Here is a 22,189-nt window from a genome sequence, read left to right as displayed (position 1 = left end):
GTATAATTTTTTTTGGCAATAATGAAAGTAAACGTCCGTTTGCGAGAGAGTGGGGAAACCCACTCTTTACATTTATAAATCAGACCTCATCGGTTCCGGCAGCTGTGCCGCTCTGATTTGTCCGGTAAACGGCCCTGTTCCTTTTCGCAAGGGAACGGTTTCGCCGTATATCGTCATGCGTCAGGGAAAGTTGCGGGATTGAATTTCTCGCTTGCGAGCCGAGCGGCTGCGGGAACGGACAGTGAACAAGAGGGGTATAAAGGGGGTAAAACTCTTTGAGCGCGAACATCAAGTCCATCGTAGAAGACTTCGCTCTGACGTGGCTGACCGAGCACGGCTTTGAGCTGGTGGATGTGGAGTATGTAAAAGAAGGCAGCAATTGGTTTCTGCGCATCTATGTGGACAAGGACGGCGGAATCGACATTGACGACTGCGGCAGGATCAGCGAATTCGTAAGTGCGAAGCTGGATGAACTCGATCCCATTTCAGACGCGTACTTCCTGGAGGTCTCTTCTCCCGGAGCCGAGCGTCCGCTCAAGAAGCCGCAGGACTTCGTAAAAGCAGAAGGCAAAACGGTGTTCATCACGACGTATGAGCCGATTCAGAAGCTAAAGGAATTTGAAGGGCTGCTCACCAAGGTTACCGATGAGCATCTGACCGTTCGAGTGGGGAAGAAAGAATACGAGATTCCGCGCGACAAGGTCGCCGGAGCACGGCTTGCCATCGTCTTCTAGTCGTAGGAGAGCTGTCACACCATGGAAGGGGGAATCAACAGCGCCATGAACACCGATTTTATCGACGCGCTGCAAGAAATTGAAACAATGAAAGGCATCAGCAAGGACATCTTGATCGAAGCGATCGAGGCGGCCTTGATCTCCAGCTACAAACGCAATTTTAATACAGCCCAGAATGTTCGCGTGGATGTAAACCGTCAAACCGGCGTTATCAAGGTCTACGCGCGGAAGACGGTGAGCGAGGAGGTCCTCGATCCGAGGCTGGAGATCTCCCTGGAGGCGGCTCGCGAAATCAGCGGAAACTTTGTGCTCGGCGATATCGTCGAGATTGAGGTAACCCCTCGTGATTTCGGCCGCATTGCAGCGCAAACGGCAAAGCAGGTGGTCACCCAGCGCATTCGGGAAGCCGAGCGCGGGCTCATCTACAATGCCTTCATCGAAAAGGAAGAGGACATCGTGACGGGGATTGTGCAGCGCCAAGACACCCGGAGCCTGTTCGTCGACCTGGGCAAGGTGGAAGCCGTGCTGCCGCTTACCGAGCTGATGCCGGGTGAGAAGTTCAAACACAACGACCGCATCAAGGCCTACATCACGAAGGTAGAGAACACGACGAAGGGACCGCAAATCTTCCTGTCCCGCACCCATCCGGGCCTTCTCAAGCGACTGTTTGAACTCGAGGTTCCTGAAATTTACGACGGAGTCGTCGAAATTCGCTCGGTTGCACGGGAAGCCGGCCTTCGTTCGAAGATTGCGGTTCATTCCCGCAATTCCGAAGTGGATCCCGTCGGGTCCTGCGTCGGACCGAAGGGCATTCGCGTGCAAACGATCGTGAACGAGCTGCGCGGCGAGAAGATCGATATCGTCCGCTGGTCCGATGCGGTTGAAGAGTACGTAGCGAACGCCCTCAGCCCTTCCAAGGTGCTGGAGGTTAACGTATTCGAGAATGAAAAGATGTCTCGTGTCATCGTCCCGGATCATCAGCTGTCGCTGGCCATCGGCATCAAAGGGCAAAATGCCCGCCTGGCCGCCAAGCTGACCGGTTGGAAGATCGACATCAAGAGTGAAACCCAAGCCGAGCAGGAATACGGCCGGCCCAGATCGTTAACAGACGAAATGCAGCAGGACTCGATCAGCATCGACTGATCAGCCAGGCTAAAGGTTCGGCAGCAAGGGAATTGAACAGGCGGTGGTACGAATGAAGCAGCGAAAAATCCCCATGCGCAAATGCGTGGCGTGTCAGCAAATGATGCCCAAGAAGGAATTGATCCGGGTCGTCCGTACGCCGGAAGGCGAAACCGAGATTGACCTCAGAGGCAAAAAGTCGGGACGCGGCGCTTATCTGTGCGGCAAATTGTCCTGCTTCAAGCTCGCATCGAAGAACAAGGCACTCGACCGGGCGCTGAAGGCGCCGGTTGGGGCGGACATCTACCGGAGGCTCGAGCAGGACTTCATCAAGTCGGAAGAGGAGTTTCGGGCTGTGCAAGCAGAGGTGGGTGACGACGATGGAGAATAACAAATTCTACAACCGGATGGGGCTTGCGATGAGGGCGGGCAAGGTGGTGCACGGAGATCAAGCCGTGCTCGATGCCGTTCGTTCCAAGGAAGCGAAGCTGGTTGTCGTCGCAACCGATGCGTCGGACAACACACGCAAGAAGGTAGCCGACAAGTGCAGTCATTACCAGATCCCGCTTGTGGAATACGGTGTCCGAGATGATCTGGGCGCCGCGATCGGGAAAGAATCTCGGGTTGTCGTAGCCGTGACAGACGCTGGATTCGCGCGGCTGTTAACCGAGAGCCAGGGAAAACCTGCGGAGGTGGAACGATTTGAATAAACAAGACAATAATAAAGATAAGCTCAGGGTGTACGAATACGCCAAATCCTTGAATATGAGCAGTAAGGAGATTATTACTATTCTTAAACGACTGAATATATCCGTTAATAACCACATGAGCGTCATGGAAAATAATTCTGTTCAAGCGGTGGAGAAATTCTTCCACGATGTGAAGTCGAATGCGGCAGCAAAGCGGGCGCAAGAAGGCGGCTCCAGCAACAAGCAAGGCCAAGGTTCCTCGAACAACGGACCGAAGGGCCAAGGAGGAGACCGTCCTCGTTCGGGAGGCAACGGGGGACAATCCGGCAATCGTCCGGCAGCTCCTGCAGCCGCTGAAGGAGGAAGCTCGGCAACTGCTGCGCAAGGTTCTTCGCAAGAAGAACGCGGAACGGCGGAACGTCAAGGGCAAGCGAACAGCGAATCCCCGCGTCCGCAAGGCGAACAGCCGGCTCGCAGCGATCGTCCGCAAGGTCAAGGCCAAGGCGGATACAACCGTGATGGCGGGCAAGGCCGTCCGCAAGGCCAAGGTGGCGGCGGATACAACCGCAGCGGCGGTCAAGGCCGTCCGCAGGGTCAAGGCGGCGGCGGATACAACCGTGATGGCGGTCAAGGTCGTCCGCAGGGTCAAGGCGGCGGCGGATACAACCGTGATGGCGGTCAAGGTCGTCCGCAAGGTCAAGGCGGCGGATACAACCGCGATGGCGGTCAAGGCCGTCCGCAAGGACAAGGCGGCGGATACAACCGCGATGGCGGCCAAGGTCGTCCGCAAGGCCAAGGCGGCGGCGGATACAACCGTGATGGCGGTCAAGGCCGTCCGCAAGGACAAGGCGGCGGCGGGTATAACCGCGATGGCGGTCAAGGCCGTCCGCAGGGTCAAGGCGGCGGGTACAACCGCGATGGCGGCCAAGGCCGTCCGCAAGGCCAAGGCGGCGGTCAAGGTCGTCCCGGCGGTCAAGGCGGCGGCGGATACAACCGCGATGGCGGTCAAGGCCGTCCACAAGGCCAAGGCGGATACAACCGTCCCGGCGGTCAAGGTGGCGGTCGCCCGCAGGGTCAAGGCGGCGGCTACGGCCAACGTCCTGCTTCGAGCACACCGGCACCGGCATCCACGACGGCCAACCGTCCGGAACCGCGCCGTCTGAAGGAGAAGGAAAAGGACACCAAAACCCCGGCTCGCGCACATGACGCTGGCGGACGTCCGAACCGTAACGCTTATGTTCCAGGCGTAGACGAAATGGATGTCAAAGCGAATGAAGGCGTAGCCTCCAAACGTCAAAAAACCGGCAAACGGTATGACGATCGCAGTGGAGGCCGCAATAACCGGAACAGAGGCCGCAATCAGGCTCCTATGGTCCGCAGGGAGAAGATTGACAACACGCCGAAGAAGATTATCGTGCGCGGTGCGATGACCGTCGGTGAAGTTGCCAAGCTGCTTCACAAAGACCTTTCCGAAGTCATCAAGAAGCTTCTGCTCATGGGAACGATGGCTACGATCAACCAAGAGCTGGATCTTGATGCGATCCAACTGCTTGCTACCGAGTTCGGCGTTGAAGTCGAACTGAAGATTGCGGTGGATGAAGACAACTTTGAAGCCATTGAAGAAGTGGACGCTGAAGCTGATCTGCTCGAACGTCCGCCGGTTGTCACCATCATGGGTCACGTCGACCACGGCAAGACGACGCTGCTTGACGCCATCCGCGAATCCAGTGTCACCGAAGGAGAAGCCGGTGGCATCACCCAGCACATCGGGGCCTACCAAGTCGAAGTCAATGGCAAGAAGATCACGTTCCTGGATACCCCGGGCCACGAAGCCTTCACCTCGATGCGGGCACGCGGCGCTCAAGTAACGGATATCACCATTCTTGTGGTGGCAGCGGACGACGGCGTTATGCCGCAAACGGTGGAAGCCATCAACCATGCGAAGGCAGCAGGCGTTCCGATCATTGTTGCCGTCAACAAGATCGACAAGCCGGGCGCGAATCCCGACAAGATCAAGCAAGAGCTGACCGAATATGAGTTGGTTCCCGAAGAGTGGGGCGGAGACACGATCTTCGTCAACATCTCGGCGAAGCAGCGCACGAACCTGGAAGAGCTGCTCGAGATGATCCTTCTCGTCTCCGAAGTCAAGGAACTGCGGGCGAACCCCGACAAGCGGGCGAGAGGCACCGTTATCGAAGCCGAGCTCGACAAGGGCAAAGGTCCGGTTGTTCGCGTCTTGATTCAAAATGGTACGCTCAAGGTTGGGGACAGCTTCATCGCTGGCGTAAGCTTCGGCCGTGTCCGTGCCATGGTCAATGACAAAGGCAAGCGTCTCAAGGAAGCGGGACCTTCCACTCCGGTGGAAATTACCGGTCTTACCGAAGTGCCGCATGCGGGTGACCCATTCCTGGCATACGAAGATGAGCGCAAAGCACGCGCAATCGCAGAACGCCGTGCCAGCACTCTCCGTCAAACGGAGTTTGGGGCGAATGTACGCGTAACCCTTGATGATCTCTTCAAGCACATTCAAGAAGGCGAGATCAAGGACCTGTTTGTCATCATCAAGGCAGACGTACAAGGCTCTGCTGAGGCCCTTCGCAGCTCGCTGGAGAAGATCGACATCGAAGGCGTTCGCGTCAAGATCATCCACACGGGTGTAGGTGCGATCACGGAATCCGACGTTTCGCTCGCATCCGCTTCGAACGCGATCATCATCGGCTTCAACGTTCGTCCGGAGCCGCAAGCCAAGCTCACGGCAGATCAAGAGAAGGTTGACCTTCGCCTGCACCGCATCATCTACAACGTCATCGAGGAAATCGAGCAGGCGATGAAGGGAATGCTGGATCCGGTCTTCAAGGAAAACATCATCGGCCATGCCGAAGTCCGGAACGTCTTCAAGGTTTCGAAGATCGGCTCCATCGCCGGTTGTATGGTAACGCAAGGCAAGATCAGCCGTTCGGCAGAAGCGCGTCTCATTCGCAACGGCATCGTGGTTTACGAAGGCAAGATCGATTCCTTGAAACGGTTCAAGGATGACGCGAAGGATGTAGCCCAAGGCTACGAATGCGGTATCACTCTCGAGAAATACAACGACCTCAAGGAAGGCGACGTCATCGAAGCCTTCGTCATGGAAAAGGTAGAGAGGTGATCAGAAATTGGCCAGAATTCGTACCGGCCGGGTAGCGGAAGAGATCAAGAAGGAACTCAGCCAGATTCTGCAGCTTGAATTCAAGGACCCGCGTCTCGGGTTCCTGACAATTACCGGTGTAGAGGTCACCAATGACCTCTCGCAGGCCAAGGTCTATCTCAGCGTCCTCGGTTCCGAGGAACAGCGGGAAGCGTCTCTCAAGGCGCTTGCCCGCGGGAAAGGCTTCCTTCGCTCCGAGCTTGGCAAAAAGATACGGCTCCGAATCGTTCCGGAGCTCATCTTCAAATTCGACCATTCCATCGATTACGGAAGCAAGATAGAATCCTTGCTTGCGGATCTGAACGATGGAAAGGCAGAGGAATGAGCGGCAGCTTGCCGCTCTTTTCTGAGCAGCTAAAAGAAGCCGCGCGATTTCTTCGCGAGGGGAACGATTTTCTGGTGGTGTCCCATGTCAGTCCTGACGGGGACGCCATCAGTTCTACTTTGGCGCTTGGAGAGATTCTGACTCAGCTTGGCAAACGGTACACGCTCATCAACGAATCCGGCAATCCGGCGAAATTTGCTTTTCTAGCCGGGGATCGAGTCATACTCAATGACGCGGAGGAGCCGGAGGTTTCCTTTAGCCAAGTGGTCACGGTCGATTGTGCGGACTATGCCCGTCTTGGACGCGTTCGCGACCGCATTGCCGAGGAAACACCGCTGCTCAACATCGATCATCATCCGACCAACGATGCGTTCGGGACCGTTGCCCTTCTTCGGCCGGATGCCGCTGCTACGGCTGAAGTCCTCTATGCCCTCATCGAAGAACTGGGGCTCACGTGGAACCGGGATCTCGCCACCTTTATCTATACCGGACTTCTTACCGATACCGGTGGATTTCGCTATTCCAATACCACCTCTGGCGTAATGAAGATTGCCTCGAAGCTGCTTGACGAAGGGGTTCCCGCCAACACGTTGGCGGAACGGCTTCTGGAGCGGCTGACCTTCACCCAGGTTCGCCTTCTCCAGAGAGGGTTGTCGACGCTCGCGCTTTCGCCGGACGGCAAAATCGCTTGGGTCAGCATCACTCATTCGGATATTGAAGAGCTTGGGGCGACGAGTGACGACCTGGATAACCTCGTCAGTTACCCGCGCAACATTGAAGGCGTGGAGCTGGGGATCTTATTTAAGGAGACGAAGCCTGGGATCTTCAAGGTAAGCCTGCGATCCAATGGGGAAGTCAACGTGGCTCAATTGGCACAAGCTTTTGGCGGAGGCGGCCATGTTCGCGCGTCGGGTTGTTCCATTCCCGGAACGCTCGATGAGGTTGTGGCTCGCGTCCTGGAGGAAGCGGGGAAAGCATGGGCATGAATGACCACGAGTTGAAAGAAGGGTATGAAGGCGTTCTTCCGGTTTGGAAGCCGGTCGGCTTCACCTCGCATGATGTCGTGGCCAAAGCCCGGCGTCTGCTCGGTGTCCGCCGGATCGGACACACCGGAACGCTCGACCCGGCCGTAACCGGGGTCCTCCCGCTATGCGTGGGACGAGCTACCCGGGTTGTGGAATACATCCAGGAGTTACCCAAGGAATACGAAGCCGAGCTCACCGTGGGCTATTCGACGGATACCGAGGATGCTACCGGTGAAGTGGTCGAGAGCGTGGAGCACGTGCAGCTGGATCGGGAACAGGTGCTTCAGGTTCTGGACCGCTTTCTAGGCGTGATTGAGCAAGTTCCGCCGATGTACTCCGCCGTCAAGGTGGAGGGCAAGAGGCTTTATGAGCTCGCAAGAGCAGGCGTGGAAGTGGAGCGAAAAGCAAGGAAAGTGGAGATTTACGGATTGGACGTGCTCTCCATGAACCTGGAGGATCGACATCCGAGCCTTCGTTTCCGCGTTCGCTGCTCGAAGGGGACGTACATTCGAACCCTTTGTACGGATATCGGCCGAGCGCTTGGCTATCCTGCTGTTATGTCCGAGCTTGTTCGGACGAGCACCGGCGGCATTCGCCGTGAGCAGTGCTTGACGCTCGAAGAGATTGCGGAGCGAGTGAGCAACGGCAGCTTGGCTGCCTGCTTGCTGCCAGCGGATGTTGCCATTTCCCACCTGCCTGAGGTTCATCTTCCCGCCCGTGAGGCCCAATTCGCTTTGCAGGGAAGAACGGTTCGTACGAACCCTGTTCCGGGCCACGAAGCATGGGCAGAAGGGCTGTGCCGGGTTTACGGTCAGCCGGATTCAGAGGAAGCAGAACGGTTCCTCGGTCTCTTCTGCTATGATCCTTCCGGCAAGCTGTTAAAGCCCGAAAAGGTCTTCGCCTGACGACGGAATCACGCATTTTATTCAAAGGGTATTTTGCCTTCTAAGGCATCATTCTTAAGAACCGGAGAACGACGATCATGCATGTCATTGAGCTGAACCATCCCTATCAACCGACACAGGAGCTGGCTCATTCCCCGGGACTCGTTCTCGCGATCGGCGATTTTGACGGAGTCCATCAAGGTCATCGGGAAGTGATCCGACGCGCGATTTCACGAGCAGCTGAGCGCAAGCTGGCTTCTGCCGTGATGACCTTTCATCCTCATCCGCGTGAAGTTCTCGGACGAGAGATGTACCGGCATATCCTGACTCCGCTCCCGGACAAGCTTCGCTTGATGGAGGAGCTGGGGCTGACCTATACTTTCCTGGTCAAGTTCGATCAAGCCTTTTCCCAACTGACTCCCGAGGAGTTCGTGGAACAAGTGCTCGTGAAGCTGAACCTGGACACGGTCGTGGTTGGCTTTGATTTCCGCTTCGGCCGGGGAGGCGCAGGAACGCCTGATTCCCTCGCAACGCTAGCCCATGGCAGGTTTGCTGTCGAAGTGGTTCGACCCTTTCAGTCCGATGGACAAAAGGTGAGCAGCACGCTCATTCGAGAGAGCTTGACGGAAGGGCAGCTGGAGCAGGCGAACCGTCTTCTTGAGCGACCCTATTCGATCAGCGGGGAAGTCGTAACCGGAGCAGGGAGAGGTCGAACGATCGGCTTCCCGACGGCGAACATTCAGCCGGCTCACAAATATGTCATCCCGGCTAATGGGGTTTATGTCGTTACGGCTGAGACCGATTCGGGTACGTACGGCGGCGTCATGAACATTGGAGTGAAGCCCACCTTTCATGTAGACGAAGGGCGCACGCTGGAAGCCCACCTGTTCGACTATACCGGCTCTCTCTACGGGGAGAAGCTGCGGGTTCATTTCCATGCCATGCTCCGCCCGGAAAAGAAATTTTCGTCTGCTGAGGAACTGATCGCTCAGATCAAGCTCGACGCGGAAGAGGCCAAGTCTCGCTTGAAGTCTTTGTAACATCTATGCTATACTAATCAACGGTATTGCTACAGAACCTTTGCTTGGATGCGCGCACTCACCGGCGGCTTCTGGGCTCATGGGGATGGAATACCGAACCATTATGGCTAAAAGGAGGTGAGCGTACATGGCATTGACCCAGGAACGGAAACAAGAGTTGATTTCCGAACATAAGGTTCACGATACGGACACGGGTTCCCCCGAAGTTCAAGTTGCGATCCTGACGGAAAACATCGTCAACCTGAACAACCATCTGCGCATTCACAAGAAAGATCACCATTCTCGTCGAGGACTGCTTCAAATGGTCGGACAGCGCCGCAAGCTGCTGGCTTACCTGAAGAACAAAGACGTGAAACGGTACAGCGCGTTGATCGAAAAGCTCGGTCTCCGCAGGTAATATGGAACGCGGGAAGCAACCGGTGCTCCCCCATACCGCATGGTTTGGGGGACGGGGTTGCTTTTTCTTGGATTATTCGCCTTTCCAGATTGCGCCGATTGAGTCAGCTATTGCCTGCTCAGGTGCAAGCGAAAACAAGCTTGACCCCCACAACGTGTTCTCCCGTGCGCAAGCGAGACGTTTTCCTACATAAGGTGACTGTCGGTTGCCGATGCGTCGAAACCTCCCTTGCCCGCGGTTTCTATAAGGAATTTGTAACCGCTTCTCCCATCCGTACAAGGGTGGAGGAAGCGACATTTGCTGTTTCAAGGGATGAAGCATAATAAGTAGAAGAAACAAGCCTTCCGGTTATCGGGACGAGCATACTCATCGTTATGCTCCAGATGTGGAAGGATTAAGGTACGGCCCATTGTTAGGTTAGAGTAGGAGGCAGACATGGAAAAAATCATTCAGTTCGATTTGGCGGGAAGGACGTTCAGTCTGGAGACCGGCAAATTGGCCAAGCAAGCCAACGGAGCCGTAATGGCTCGGTACGGAGACACCGCTGTTCTGTGTACGGTAACCGCATCGTCTGAGCCGAAGGATCTCGACTTCTTTCCGCTTACCGTAAACTACGAAGAACGGATGTATGCGGTAGGCAAAATCCCGGGGGGTTACATCAAGCGCGAAGGCCGCCCCACCCAAAAAGCGATTCTGGCGAGCCGGTTGACCGACCGCCCGATTCGCCCGCTCTTCCCTGAGGGGTTCCGCAATGACGTACAGATCGTAAACCTCGTCATGAGCGTGGATCAAGACTGCGCCCCCGACATCGTAGCGATGATCGGGACCTCGGCTGCCCTGTCGCTGTCCGACGTTCCGTTCAACGGACCGATCGGCGGCGTCATCGTAGGCCGCATCGACGGTGAATTCATCATCAACCCGACGGTGGAGCAGGCGGAGAAGACGGAGCTGTTCCTCGTCGTAGCCGGCACGAAGGACGCCATCATGATGGTGGAAGCGGAAGCACACGAAGTGCCGGAAGAGATCATGCTCGAAGCGATCATGTTCGGTCACGACGAAATCAAGAAGATCGTGGCGCAGATCGAAGCGATGGTGAGCGAAATCGGCAAGCCGAAGATGGAGGTTAAGCTCCATCAAGTCGATGCCGAGGTTAACCGTGACGTTCGCGAGTATGCGCAAGGTCGCTTGGTGGAGGCGGTTCGCATCAGCGAAAAGCAAGCCCGTCAAGAAGCGATCGATGCCATCAACGCAGAAGCCGTTGCCCATTTCGGAGAAAAGTACGAGCTTGACGGGGACAAGATCGACGATGTCAAGGAAGTGCTGTACGACATCGTGAAGGAAGAAGTTCGCCGCTTGATCACGCACGACAAGGTGCGTCCGGACGGCCGCGCACTCGACGAAATCCGTCCGATCAGCTGCGACACATCACTCCTTCCCCGCACGCACGGCTCTGCGCTCTTTACGCGTGGACAAACCCAGGCGCTCAGCGTTTGTACGCTTGGCGCGCTCGGCGATGTTCAAATCCTGGACGGACTCGACCTTGAAGAGTCGAAGCGGTTCATGCATCACTATAACTTCCCGCCGTTCAGCGTTGGCGAAGCCCGTCCGCTCCGTGCACCAGGCCGTCGTGAAATCGGTCATGGCGCCCTCGGCGAACGCGCGCTCGAGATGGTGCTGCCGGATGAAGCGGAGTTCCCGTACACGATCCGTCTCGTAGCCGAGGTTCTGGAATCGAACGGTTCCACCTCTCAGGCCAGCATCTGCGCAAGCTGCATGGCCATGATGGACGCCGGGGTTCCCATCAAGGCGCCGGTTGCCGGTGTCGCCATGGGGCTGATCAAGGACGGCGAGCACGTGTCGATCCTGACGGATATCCAAGGCATGGAAGACCACCTGGGCGACATGGACTTCAAGGTAGCCGGAACCAAGAAGGGCGTCACCGCCATCCAGATGGACATCAAGATCGATGGCATCGACCGTCGGATTCTGGCCGAAGCGCTGGAGCAAGCCTACAAGGGTCGCCTGCACATCATGGACAAGATGCTCAGCACCATCAGCGAGCCGCGCAAGGAGCTGTCCAAGTACGCTCCGAAGATCATCATCATGCAGATCAATCCGGACAAGATCCGCGATGTCATCGGTGCTGGCGGCAAAATCATCAACAAGATCATCGAGGAGACCGGCGTCAAGATCGACATCGAACAGGATGGCAAGGTATACATTGCCTCCTCTAACCAAGAGATGAACGAGAAGGCACGCTCCATCATTGAAGGCATCGTCCGCGATGTCCTCGTGGGTGAGATCTATGTGGGTACCGTGAAGCGCGTAGAGAAGTTCGGGGCATTTGTCGAAGTGCTTCCTGGCAAGGAAGGGCTCGTTCACATTTCCCAACTGTCCACGGAACGCGTAGCCAAGGTGGAGGACGTCGCCAACATCGGGGATACCCTCACGGTGAAGGTAACCGAGATCGACCCGCAGGGAAGAATTAACCTTTCCCGCAAGGTTGTCCTTGACCCGACAGCTTCTGCTGAGGTCGTCCGCACCCCTCGTCCAGAAGGCGGCCGTCCTTCGGGTGACCGTCCCCGCGGTCCTCGCCCGGAACGGAGATAACTGAGACGTACTTCTCACAACGGAAGGCATAGCAAGAGGGAGACAGGTTCTCCCTCTTTTTTGTGTTCGGTTTCGGGCATACCCGGTGCTTCGCCAGACCTTCTAAGCTTGGCCTCCTCCGCATACGATGAAGCAAAAGAGGTCGGTACTGGCCTGAAACGGAGGCGGCTGTGGTGCGGAAGCCGAATGATCGTATCCTTATCTTCGCGTTTGTCTTAGTGGTGGCGATAATCGGGGCCTCGGGACCTTGGCTTGGTGTGGATGCTTTTGTGGCGTCCGTGAAGATCAATGGGGAGGCAGGAGAGGTTGCCGTTGCCTATCCGTCATCCGGTCCAGCCGATACCCCCATGAAAGAAGAGGCCCTGCGCATGCGAATCCAGACCGAGGCGGCCAATCGGAGCATTCCGCCGATCAATGCCCAAATTGATCGGGTATGGAAAGCCATCCCTGGCTACAACGGAGTCGAAGTCGACCAAGAGAAGACCTTAAAGCTTGCCCTTGCACGCAGAATAAGCGAGAAGGACCCTCTTCCTTTTGTGTTCAGCGAGACGAAGCCGTCCATTAATCTGAAGGACCTTGCGGTGGAGCCGATCTATAAAGGCAATCCTGAAAAACCGATGGTTGCCCTCATGATCAACGTTGCGTGGGGAGAGGAATACTTGCCGGGCATGCTGGAAACCTTGCTTAACGAAAATGTTCGTGCTACATTCTTCTTTGACGGTTCATGGCTGTCGAAGAATGTGGAGCTCGCCAAACGGATTGGTGCAGCCGGGCATGAACTTTCCAATCATGCTTACAGTCATCCCAACATGAGCCAGTTGAGCCGTACCCAAGCGGCTAATGAAATTTCGAAGACAGAGACCCTGCTAAAGGAAAAGCTGGGGGTGCAGAATGTTTGGTTTGCACCGCCATCGGGTGATTTCGACGAGGAGACGGTTCGCATCGCCAAGGAGCAGGGGCTGTCGACGGTCTTGTGGACCGTGGATACCGTGGATTGGAAGAAACCGGCGCCTTCCGTTATCGTGAGGCGAGTGAATTCACGTGTTGAGCCCGGCTCCCTCATCCTGATGCATCCTACTGCGCCGACTCGAGATGCCCTTCAGGAGGTCATCCGATCCATCAAGCGAAAGGGACTTGCACTTGGAACCGTGAGCGAGGTTCTCTCGACCAAGCGAGTCACCCAATTGGAATGGTCTGACCGTATCCCGCTTCCGGGGGCAGGAGAAGCCCCGGTCTCGATCAATGAATATGGAGGTACTCCGTGATCAAACATCAATTGTCCAACGGCCTGAGGGTCGTTCTGGAGCCGATTCCCACCCTGCGTTCCGTTTCATTCGGCATTTGGGTGAAGGCTGGCTCGCGCAACGAACGTCCCGAGCAGAACGGCGTTACTCATTTTATCGAACATATGCTTTTTAAAGGGACAGAAAAGCGGACGGCGAAGGACATCGCCGATATCTTTGACGGCATCGGGGGGAACGTGAACGCCTTTACGGCGAAGGAATATACCTGCTACTATGCCAAAGTACTCGATGACCACCTGCCCATCGCGGTAGAGGTGCTCGCCGATATGTTCTTCCACTCCCGTTTTGATGCTGAGGAATTAGACAAGGAACGCGGTGTGATTCTGGAGGAAATCTCCATGTACGAAGACACACCGGACGACCTGGTTCACGACCTCATCTCCAAGGCGGCTTACGGCACGCACCCGCTCGGTTCAACGATCCTGGGTCCGGAGGAGAACCTGAAACGCTTTACCCCCGATACACTTCGGCATTATATGAAGGATCGCTATCGTGTGGAGGATATTGTCATTGCCATCGCGGGCAACTACCCGGCTGACATTCTGGAGCTGTTGGAAGAGAAATTTGGTTCGTACCGCAATGCGGGAACTGCAGCCGAGACCGAGCCGCCGACCTTTTTATCCGGCCTTGAAGTGCACAGCAAGAAAACCGAGCAAACCCACCTTTGCCTTTCTCTTCCGGGATGTTCCTTGAAGGATGATCGCCTCTATGCGATGGTGCTGCTTAACAATGCCATTGGAGGAGGCATGAGCTCCCGCTTGTTCCAGGAGATCCGTGAAAAACGCGGGCTTGCATATTCTGTCTACTCCTATCATTCCGCTCATGCAGACAGCGGGATGTTCACCATCTACGCGGGCACCGCGCCCAAACAGACGGAAGAGGTGCTTAAGCTTACCTTTGAGCTGCTTGGCCAAGTGGTGGAAGAGGGCTTAACCCCGGAAGAGCTGAAAAGATACAAGGAACAGCTGAAGGGCAGCCTCATTCTCGGACTGGAAAGCTCCGGGAGCCGTATGAACCGCGTTGGCAAAAACGAGCTCATGCTCGGCAAGCACGACACCATCAATAACATCCTCGCGCGGATTGAAGCGGTCACGCTGGAGGAGATGGGGGAGCTCACTCGCGAGCTGTTTGCCCATCCGTTCGCAGCCTCGCTCGTCGGCGCAAGCGACAAGGCTGTTCAGGCCGTCAGGAGGGATTGCTTTGTCTCATCAAGTGCTCATTAAAAAACTTTCGGGCCACGAGGATTTACCGCTTCCCGAGCGGATGTCGGAGCTTGCTGCAGGCTTCGATCTATATGCGGCAGTAAGCGAGCCGGTTGAATTGAAGCCGGGAGAGCGAGCGCTCATTCCCGCCGGGTTTCAAATGGCCATGCCGCCCGAGCTGGAGGCGCAAATCCGTCCTCGCAGCGGGCTCGCCTTGAAGCACGGGATCACCTGTTTGAACTCCCCTGGTACAATCGACGCGGATTATCGCGGAGAAGTGAAGGTTTTGCTTGTGAATCTCGGCAGTGAACCCTTTCTCATCAATCGTAGGGAGCGGATCGCCCAGATGGTGTTCCAACGGGTTCCTCAAGTCACATTGTCAGAAGCGGACGAGCTTCCCGAATCGGGGAGAGGCGCTGGAGGATTCGGGCATACGGGAACTCGATAAACCCCTGGCAATGATGCTTTCCGGTTATTGGAGAACGAGCAGGGGCTGCCCCTACGGGTGGCCCTTTTGCGTGGAATCGGATATCGGTCATTGAAAAATTAGGAAACCCGGAGTAAGCTTATCCCGTATTAGGAATTTGGCGGAAAAAGCGTGGTTCGACCAGAACGTGTTTTCAAATGGAGGGCTCATGGTCCTATGAGCTTTCGACTTAAAAACAGGCTCCGGGTGAAACTAGACTAAGGAGCTGCGAGGAAATGACTATCCGCTTTTGCTGACAAGAGCTCACGAGTCTGGGGGTTTGTCAGCCAATTCGCGGTACGTTTCGTCGCAGTCTTTAACAAGCACCGCCTAACGGCCGGGAGGAACTTCAATCATGCAGCTGGAACAGAAGCAATCTTTTTATAAGAAGCCATTCTTCGTCTTCACCGTTCTCGTGGTTATCAAGATTTATTTGTCGTGGTTCGTCATCTTCGGTGCGGAACCCGAGGCCCTTCCGCTTCTCATCTCATTGATCTCCGTGTGGGTGCCGTTTTTTGGAATCGAGCTCCTGGCTTCCAAGCGAAAGTACTTGGCTTACTTGATCGTGAACATCGTGCTGACCTCGATCTATTTTGCCGCCATTATGTATTACAAGTACTATGGGGTTATCGTGACATACCGAGCCCTGCAGCAGGCCAATCAAGTCACGCAGGTAAGCGGCAGCGTCATGCATCTGATGCACCCCTATTTCCTTTTGATTTATGTGGACATCGTGGTCATGCTGCTATTGCAGCTATTCGTTCGTCCCTTCCGTACCTGGGGGAGAGAGCGGGAGAGGACCGCGCTTCGCAAATGGGCAGCGATTGGACTTGCGCTTTCCTTTGTCATCTCCGTTACAGCGGTTAGCGTCCATCGGAACATTGTCAATGAAGTCAAACGCGCTCAACAGATGGGCATCCTCAACTATGAGGTATACACCATCGCCTCTGACCTGGTAAAAGGACCGGAGAAGGCCGTTCCCGTTACCCCGCAAATGGTGCAGGCGATCAAAGGAACGAGCCCGATTGATCCGACAACGGCCAATACCCTCGCCGGAATCGCGAAGGGCCGCAACATCATCGTTATCCAGTTGGAAGCTTTCCAGGACATCCTGATCGGCAAGTCCATCGACGGCATCGAGCTGACGCCAACCATGAACAAGCTTGCCAAGGAGAACGTCTACTTCAATAATTTCTTCCAGCAGGCGGGGCAGGGCAATACATCCGATGCGGAATTCCTGCTCAACACTTCGCTGTTTGTTCCGCCCAATGGAGCGGCGGCCCAAACCTATGTGGGGAAGCAGCTTCCCAGTCTGCCCAAGCTGTTCAAGAAGGAAGGCTACGAAACGGCCACCTTCCACACGAACGATGTGGAGTTCTGGAACCGCAAAGAGCTGTATGCTGCACTCGGCTTCGATAAACATTATGACAAAACCTTCTTCCAGGATGAGGACTTCCTGTTCTTCGGGGCATCGGACCCGGTGCTCTATAAGAAGACAGCGGACGAGATGGCGCGCATGCAGAAGAGCGGGCAAAAATTTTATGCGAATGTGATCTCCATGTCCAGTCATCACCCGTTCAACATGCCGGCAGAGCGTCGGCTGATCCAACTGCCGGACAAGTACCAGGACACCTTCGTCGGGGACTACATCACCGCTGAGAATTATGCGGATCACGCCCTCGGCCAGTTCATTGATGAGCTGAAGGCAAACGGCGTCTGGGACAACAGCTTGATCGTTCTCTACGGCGACCACATGGGGATGCCTATCTATTCCCTGACGGACTACGAGAAGGACTTGTTGAAGGATTACCTGGGTCGTGAATACAATTATCAGGATATGATGAACATTCCGCTCATCATTTCGGTTCCCGGGAAGCTGGAAGCGAAGACCTACGGCCACATTGGCGGGCAGGTCGACCTTCTGCCGACGATCGCCAACCTGAGCGGCCTCCCTCTGGGGAACATGGTCGTATTCGGCCAAGATATCCTGAACAACCGCAGTGAGCTTCTGCCTGAGCGGTATTACTTGCCTTCCGGCTCGTTCATCAACAACAAGGCCATCTTCGTTCCAGGCAAGGGCTATGAGGACGGAGAAACCTATCCGCTGCCGGAGAGCGAAGAGCCGACGAGCGGAACATTGACGACCAAAGAAGAGTACGACCGCGCCTTGGATTTGATTAAGCTGTGCGACGAGTACGTGCAGTCGCTTCCGAATCGATAAGAGGATGGAGAATTGAAAAGCCGCTATGTGCTGACCGTGCACAGCGGCTTTTTGCTGTTCAGGGAAGAGGAGGCAAAGCACCCATCCGGCAAGGCGGGCATAAGATACGTTATCGACGCGCTTAAAGATTGTGTCTCTCTGCACGTTATACGGTCTAAAAAGGGTGTGACCTCATGCTTACCGGTACCCGGGTAACCATCATTGGCGGGGATGCCAGACAATTGGAGGTGATCCGACATCTCAGTGAGCTGGATGCTACCGTTCAGATGGTCGGATTTGACAACTGGGAATGCCGCCTGAGCGGTGTGCGGCATGCAGAACTGAACGCCGAGACGATCTCGCAGACCGATGCCATCCTGCTCCCCGCAGTGGGAACGGATGACACCGGACGGATCGATTCGGTCTTTTCAGCGAAACCGCTCGTCCTGACGGATGAGCTCGCCAAGACGGCTTCTCCGAATGTGCATCTCTTTACCGGTATGGCGAAGCCTTATCTCCGAACGCTGTGCGAGCGTCATTCCATTCGCCTGACCGAGCTGTTCGATCGCGACGATGTCGCCATTCTCAATTCGATTCCAACGGCGGAAGGCGCGCTTATGATCACGGTTCAAAATACGGACTTCACCATTCACGGTTCTCGCAGCCTCGTACTCGGCTTCGGTCGAACAGGAGCGACAATGGCTCGTGTCCTGCAAAGCCTGGGCTCCAAAACGGCTGTCATGGTCCGCCGGCCCGAGCATTATGCGCGAGCGCTGGAGATGGGGTTCACTCCGTTCTATCCCGATTCCCTGGCGGATGAAGCCTGCCGGGCGGACCTCGTCTTCAATACCATTCCCTCGCTGGTGCTCACCGCAAATGTGATCGCCAAGCTCCCGGCTCATGCCTTCATCCTTGATTTGGCAAGCAAGCCGGGCGGTACGGATTTTCGTTTTGCGGAGAAGCGCGGGATTAAGGCGATGCTCGCTCCCGGTCTGCCTGGTATCGTAGCGCCGCGAACCGCAGGGAAAATCATCGGGGAGACCCTCAGTCAATTGTTAGTGGAAGACCAAGGAAACGGGAGGGACTCCTCATGAATTGGCAAGGATTGACCGTCGGCTTTGCACTTACCGGTTCCCATTGCACCTTTGCCGAGGTGATGCCGGTGATCGACCGGCTGGTCGCGCTGGGAGCCGCCGTCGTTCCGCTCGCTTCGCAAACTTTGATGACCACGGACACCCGTTTTGGAACAAGCGCTTCCTGGCAAAAAGAGTTGAAAGAACGTACCGGAAATGATATCATTTCTACAATTGTGGAGGCCGAAACGTTAGGCCCGTCAAAGAAACTAGACGTGCTAGTGATCGCGCCCTGTACCGGGAATACGACGAGCAAGCTGGCGAACGCGATGACAGATGGTCCGGTGCTGATGGCAGCCAAAGCGCAATTGCGCAATCAGCGGCCGCTCGTACTCGCCATCTCCACGAACGATGGCCTTGGGCTGAACGCGGCGAACATTGCGCGGCTTCTCATCACGAAGAATGTGTACTTCGTACCGTTTGGCCAGGATGCCCCTGAAGTGAAGCCCAATTCCCTTGTCGCGAGGATGGAGCTCATTCCCGAAGCCTGCGAGGCGGCTCTGGCCGGCAAGCAGCTGCAGCCGCTCCTCATCGAGCGATTCCACTGATGTCTACAGCTTTCATACGATAGAAGAATCATAAAAAAAGGGAGTGTCGGAAGCATGTCGGAACAAAAGCTGTTCAATGTTGCCGTTGTCGGGATCACCGGAGCGGTCGGCCAGCAGATCATTCGTCTGTTGGAGGAGAGGGATTTCCCGGTGGGTGAGCTTACATTGCTCGCGAGCGCCCGTTCGGCTGGCAAAACGGTTCGCTTCAAGGGAAAAGACGTCACCATTGAGGAAGCCACTCCGGACAGCTTTCAAGGCGTTCAGATCGCCTTTTTCAGTGCCGGCGGGGACATCAGCAAGGAGCTGGTTCCGGCGGCGGTGAAAGCGGGTGCCGTCTGCATCGACAACACCAGCGCGTTCCGCATGGATCCGGAAACCCCTTTGGTCGTACCGGAAGTAAACATCGAAGAAGCTTTCAAGAACAAGGGCGTTATTGCCAACCCGAACTGTTCGACCATTCAGATGGTCGCTACGCTTAAGCCGCTTTATGACCGGTATGGAATTGATCGCGTCATCGTTTCGACTTACCAAGCGGTATCGGGTGCAGGCGCGAGCGCCATTAATGAACTGACCCGCCAATCCGAGCAGGTGGTCAAAGGCCTGGAAGTGGACCCGCAGATCCTGCCGGTCTCTTCCTTGGCGGTGAAGCATCAGATCGCCTTCAACGCCATTCCGCAGATCGACAAATTCCTCGATAACGGCTTCACCAATGAAGAGATGAAGATGGTCCGGGAAACGAAGAAGATCATGGGAGACGAAAGCATCAAGGTTACGGCGACCTGCGTGCGCATTCCGGTCTATTACGGCCACTCCGAATCCGTTTATGTGGAACTGAAGAGCGATTTCGAAATGGAAGAGATTCGCGAGCTGCTCGCGAATGCGCCGGGCATCGTGCTGGAAGACGAACCGGCCGAACAGCGGTACCCGCTCGCATCAACTGCCGCCGGGAAGATTGAGACCTTCGTCGGCCGCGTCCGTCGGGATTTGGATAATCCTCGGGCATTAAACCTCTGGATCGTATCGGATAACCTCTTGAAGGGCGCTGCCTGGAATGCGGTTCAGATCGGGGAACATTTGGTGCAGCAGGGCTAAAATAAGGATGAGACAGCGGACCGATGTGTCCGCTGTTGAAGTTCAATCCGAAGAGTGGAAAGAGGGAGAACCGTGCGGATTCTTGTGCAAAAGTTTGGCGGCACATCCGTATCGAATGCGGAAGCGAGAACACACGTCATCCGGCACATCCGGAAGGCGCTTGATGAATCCTATAAACTGGTTGTAGTCGTGTCTGCTATGGGGCGCAAGGGTGAGCCTTATGCAACCGATACGCTGCTTGAACTGGCCCATGGGGCGGGCGGGACGTTGCCCGAACGCGAAAAAGATCTGCTGCTCTATTGCGGAGAGATGATTTCGGCCGTGACCCTGTGCAGCCTGCTTCATGCGGAGGGGATTTCCGCCACTGTTTTTAATGGAGGACAAGCGGGAATTTTGACGAATGACGCGTTCGGCAACGCACAAATTCTATCGATTAATCCGGCTCGGATCGTCGAGGCGCTGGAAGAGGATCAAGTGGTTATTGTAACCGGCTTCCAAGGCCGAACCGCGACAGACGATATCACGACGCTTGGTCGCGGAGGAAGCGACACGACCGCCACGGCGCTTGGGGTTGCCCTCCATGCCGAGATTGTTGACATCTTCACCGACGTAGACGGGATTTTGACTGCGGATCCGAAGATCGTGCAGGATGCTCGTCAACTGCCGCAGATTTCGTTCACGGAGATCTGCAACATGGCTTATAATGGGGCCAAGGTCATTCACCCCCGCGCCGTGGAGATCGCGATGCACGCGAACATGCCTGTCCGCGTCCGTTCGACCTTTTCCGATACGGAGGGAACGTTGGTCACGAGCATCTCGGAAGCGCGGGAGAATGGGGGACGGGTAGGCGATCGCACGGTGACGGCGATTGCCCATGTCGCGCATGTTACGCAAATCCAGATCGTGCAGGAGGAGGGGCAATACGACCTCCAGCTTAGAGTCTTTAAAGCGATGGCGCAGCAGTCCATTAGCGTGGATTTCATTAATGTCTATCCGTCCGGCCTCGTCTTTACGGTCTCCGACCAAGTAGCCGAGCGAGCAGTCGACACGCTGCAGGCTATGGGGTATGCGCCGAAGGTACTCCAGAACTGCGCCAAGGTGTCCGTTATCGGCGGCGGAATCAATGGGGTTCCCGGTATTATGGCTCGGATCGTCGAAGCGTTAACGGAGCAGGATATTACGATCCTTCAATCGGCCGACTCCAATATCACCATCTGGGTTCTCGTGGGCGGTCACGATATGGTTCGAGCGGTGCAGGCTCTTCATTCATCATTTTTGCAATGCTAGTACGGAACGGAGGAACTGCTTTGGATTTCGGAAGATTGATTACGGCGATGGTTACCCCTTTTGATAAAGATCTTCAAGTGGATTATAAGCAGTTGGAAAAGCTGGTGGAGTACCTCATTGTGGAACAAAAAAGTGAAGCCCTCATCGTTAGCGGTACGACCGGGGAGTCCGGTACGCTGACCGACGACGAGAAGGAGAGTTTGTTCCGCGAGACGGTAAGACTCGCGAACGGACGCTGTAAGGTTATCGCGGGAACCGGAAGCAACGACACGGCTCACAGCGTGGAGATGACCAAGAAAGCGAAGGCGGTTGGGGCAGACGGCATCCTTGTCGTAGCTCCTTATTACGTACGGCCGACTCAGGAAGGGATCTACCAGCACTTCCACGCGGTTGCAGAGGCGTCGGACCTCCCAGTAATGCTCTATAACATTCCAGGTCGTACCGGCGTTAACGTAGAGCTCGAGACGGTGCTTCGGATCGCCGAGCTGCCGAATGTCGTTGCGACGAAGGAAGCTCACGAAGACCTGAACTTCATCACCCAGCTTACCCGCGAGCTGCCGGACGACTTCAAGATTTACTGTGGGGAGGATGCCCTCACCCTTCCGTACCTGTCCATCGGAGCGCACGGTGTCGTCAGCGTAGCAAGTCATGTGATCGGAGCGAAGATGAAGGAGCTCATCGACACCTACTTGTCCGGCGACATCAAGGGAGCGGCGGAGCTTCATCGTAAGCTCTACCCTGTCTTCAAAGGCTTGTTCTTCTGCCCGCATCGGGTAGCGAGCCCGGCACCGGTGAAGAACGCCTTGATCCACCATGGATTCGAGGTCGGTGGCCTTCGCTTGCCGCTCGTGCCCTGCACCGAAACAGAGAGCGCCTATATCCGCGATCTCTTCCCCGAATTACAAGGCTAATCCGGATAACCAATTGAATCCATACCATCCAAA

The 22,189-nt window shown here is 55.8% G+C and carries 21 protein-coding genes; all 21 read left to right on the top strand.

Annotated features, from left to right (window positions below):
• Positions 1 to 275 precede the first annotated feature (275 nt).
• The 21 genes from rimP (at position 276) to dapA (ending at position 22,156) form a co-directional block, all read left to right on the top strand.
• Complete coding sequence (gene rimP, locus AAFN83_RS06375) at positions 276 to 734, top strand: ribosome maturation factor RimP (protein ID WP_347767967.1); 459 nt, start codon at positions 276 to 278, stop codon at positions 732 to 734.
• Between the two features lie 45 nt (positions 735 to 779).
• Positions 780 to 1,877: a transcription termination factor NusA gene (nusA, locus tag AAFN83_RS06370; RefSeq protein WP_347768264.1), complete on the top strand. Its 1,098-nt coding sequence runs from the start codon at positions 780 to 782 to the stop codon at positions 1,875 to 1,877.
• A gap of 52 nt (positions 1,878 to 1,929) precedes the next feature.
• Entirely contained in the window at positions 1,930 to 2,247 is a 318-nt protein-coding gene (rnpM, locus tag AAFN83_RS06365; protein ID WP_347767965.1) for an RNase P modulator RnpM, read from the top strand.
• Complete coding sequence (locus AAFN83_RS06360; RefSeq protein ID WP_347767964.1) at positions 2,237 to 2,566, top strand: L7Ae/L30e/S12e/Gadd45 family ribosomal protein; 330 nt, start codon at positions 2,237 to 2,239, stop codon at positions 2,564 to 2,566. The genes rnpM and AAFN83_RS06360 overlap by 11 nt, the downstream gene beginning before the upstream one ends.
• A 179-nt stretch (positions 2,567 to 2,745) precedes the next feature.
• Positions 2,746 to 3,708, top strand: coding sequence for a hypothetical protein (locus AAFN83_RS22115; RefSeq protein ID WP_481810489.1), 963 nt, complete (start codon positions 2,746 to 2,748; stop codon positions 3,706 to 3,708).
• A 92-nt stretch (positions 3,709 to 3,800) separates the two neighbouring features.
• Entirely contained in the window at positions 3,801 to 5,693 is a 1,893-nt protein-coding gene (gene infB / locus AAFN83_RS22110) for a translation initiation factor IF-2 (protein WP_481810488.1), read from the top strand.
• Positions 5,694 to 5,700: 7 nt separating this feature from the next.
• The gene (gene rbfA, locus AAFN83_RS06350; RefSeq protein WP_347767962.1) at positions 5,701 to 6,057 is read left to right on the top strand and encodes a 30S ribosome-binding factor RbfA; all 357 of its coding nucleotides are present in this window, start codon (positions 5,701 to 5,703) and stop codon (positions 6,055 to 6,057) included.
• Entirely contained in the window at positions 6,054 to 7,043 is a 990-nt protein-coding gene (locus AAFN83_RS06345; RefSeq protein ID WP_347767961.1) for a DHH family phosphoesterase, read from the top strand. The genes rbfA and AAFN83_RS06345 overlap by 4 nt, the downstream gene beginning before the upstream one ends.
• The gene (gene truB, locus AAFN83_RS06340; RefSeq protein ID WP_347767960.1) at positions 7,034 to 7,987 is read left to right on the top strand and encodes a tRNA pseudouridine(55) synthase TruB; all 954 of its coding nucleotides are present in this window, start codon (positions 7,034 to 7,036) and stop codon (positions 7,985 to 7,987) included. The genes AAFN83_RS06345 and truB overlap by 10 nt, the downstream gene beginning before the upstream one ends.
• A gap of 77 nt (positions 7,988 to 8,064) precedes the next feature.
• Positions 8,065 to 9,006: a bifunctional riboflavin kinase/FAD synthetase gene (locus AAFN83_RS06335; protein ID WP_347767959.1), complete on the top strand. Its 942-nt coding sequence runs from the start codon at positions 8,065 to 8,067 to the stop codon at positions 9,004 to 9,006.
• 127 nt (positions 9,007 to 9,133) lie between these two features.
• Positions 9,134 to 9,403, top strand: a complete 270-nt coding sequence (gene rpsO / locus AAFN83_RS06330) for a 30S ribosomal protein S15 (protein WP_347767958.1) — start codon at positions 9,134 to 9,136, stop codon at positions 9,401 to 9,403.
• A 435-nt stretch (positions 9,404 to 9,838) separates the two neighbouring features.
• Positions 9,839 to 12,013 (top strand): polyribonucleotide nucleotidyltransferase, encoded by a 2,175-nt coding sequence (gene pnp / locus AAFN83_RS06325; protein WP_347767957.1) that lies wholly within the window; start codon positions 9,839 to 9,841, stop codon positions 12,011 to 12,013.
• 173 nt (positions 12,014 to 12,186) lie between these two features.
• The gene (locus tag AAFN83_RS06320) at positions 12,187 to 13,278 is read left to right on the top strand and encodes a polysaccharide deacetylase family protein (protein WP_347767956.1); all 1,092 of its coding nucleotides are present in this window, start codon (positions 12,187 to 12,189) and stop codon (positions 13,276 to 13,278) included.
• Positions 13,275 to 14,540, top strand: a complete 1,266-nt coding sequence (locus AAFN83_RS06315; protein ID WP_347767955.1) for a M16 family metallopeptidase — start codon at positions 13,275 to 13,277, stop codon at positions 14,538 to 14,540. Before AAFN83_RS06320 ends, AAFN83_RS06315 begins: the two co-directional genes overlap by 4 nt.
• Complete coding sequence (gene dut, locus AAFN83_RS06310) at positions 14,518 to 14,967, top strand: dUTP diphosphatase (protein ID WP_347767954.1); 450 nt, start codon at positions 14,518 to 14,520, stop codon at positions 14,965 to 14,967. The genes AAFN83_RS06315 and dut overlap by 23 nt, the downstream gene beginning before the upstream one ends.
• 373 nt (positions 14,968 to 15,340) lie before the next feature.
• Positions 15,341 to 17,206 (top strand): LTA synthase family protein, encoded by a 1,866-nt coding sequence (locus tag AAFN83_RS06305; protein ID WP_347767953.1) that lies wholly within the window; start codon positions 15,341 to 15,343, stop codon positions 17,204 to 17,206.
• Positions 17,207 to 17,379: 173 nt separating this feature from the next.
• Positions 17,380 to 18,279, top strand: coding sequence for a dipicolinate synthase subunit DpsA (gene dpsA / locus AAFN83_RS06300; protein WP_347767952.1), 900 nt, complete (start codon positions 17,380 to 17,382; stop codon positions 18,277 to 18,279).
• Complete coding sequence (locus AAFN83_RS06295; RefSeq protein WP_347767951.1) at positions 18,276 to 18,866, top strand: dipicolinate synthase subunit B; 591 nt, start codon at positions 18,276 to 18,278, stop codon at positions 18,864 to 18,866. The genes dpsA and AAFN83_RS06295 overlap by 4 nt, the downstream gene beginning before the upstream one ends.
• 54 nt (positions 18,867 to 18,920) lie before the next feature.
• Positions 18,921 to 19,958 (top strand): aspartate-semialdehyde dehydrogenase, encoded by a 1,038-nt coding sequence (locus AAFN83_RS06290; protein ID WP_347767950.1) that lies wholly within the window; start codon positions 18,921 to 18,923, stop codon positions 19,956 to 19,958.
• 72 nt (positions 19,959 to 20,030) lie between these two features.
• Positions 20,031 to 21,245 carry an aspartate kinase gene (dapG, locus tag AAFN83_RS06285; protein ID WP_347767949.1) on the top strand — a complete coding sequence of 405 codons (1,215 nt, stop codon included), beginning with the start codon at positions 20,031 to 20,033 and terminating at the stop codon, positions 21,243 to 21,245.
• Positions 21,246 to 21,265: 20 nt separating this feature from the next.
• Positions 21,266 to 22,156 (top strand): 4-hydroxy-tetrahydrodipicolinate synthase, encoded by an 891-nt coding sequence (gene dapA, locus AAFN83_RS06280; RefSeq protein WP_347767948.1) that lies wholly within the window; start codon positions 21,266 to 21,268, stop codon positions 22,154 to 22,156.
• Positions 22,157 to 22,189: the final 33 nt, after the last annotated feature.

Origin of the sequence: Gorillibacterium sp. CAU 1737, assembly GCF_039888655.1 — a bacterium.
Taxonomy (GTDB): Bacteria; Bacillota; Bacilli; order Paenibacillales; family NBRC-103111; genus Gorillibacterium.
The sequence above is the reverse complement of the archived record's forward strand: the minus strand, read 5'-3'. Positions and strand labels throughout refer to the sequence as shown.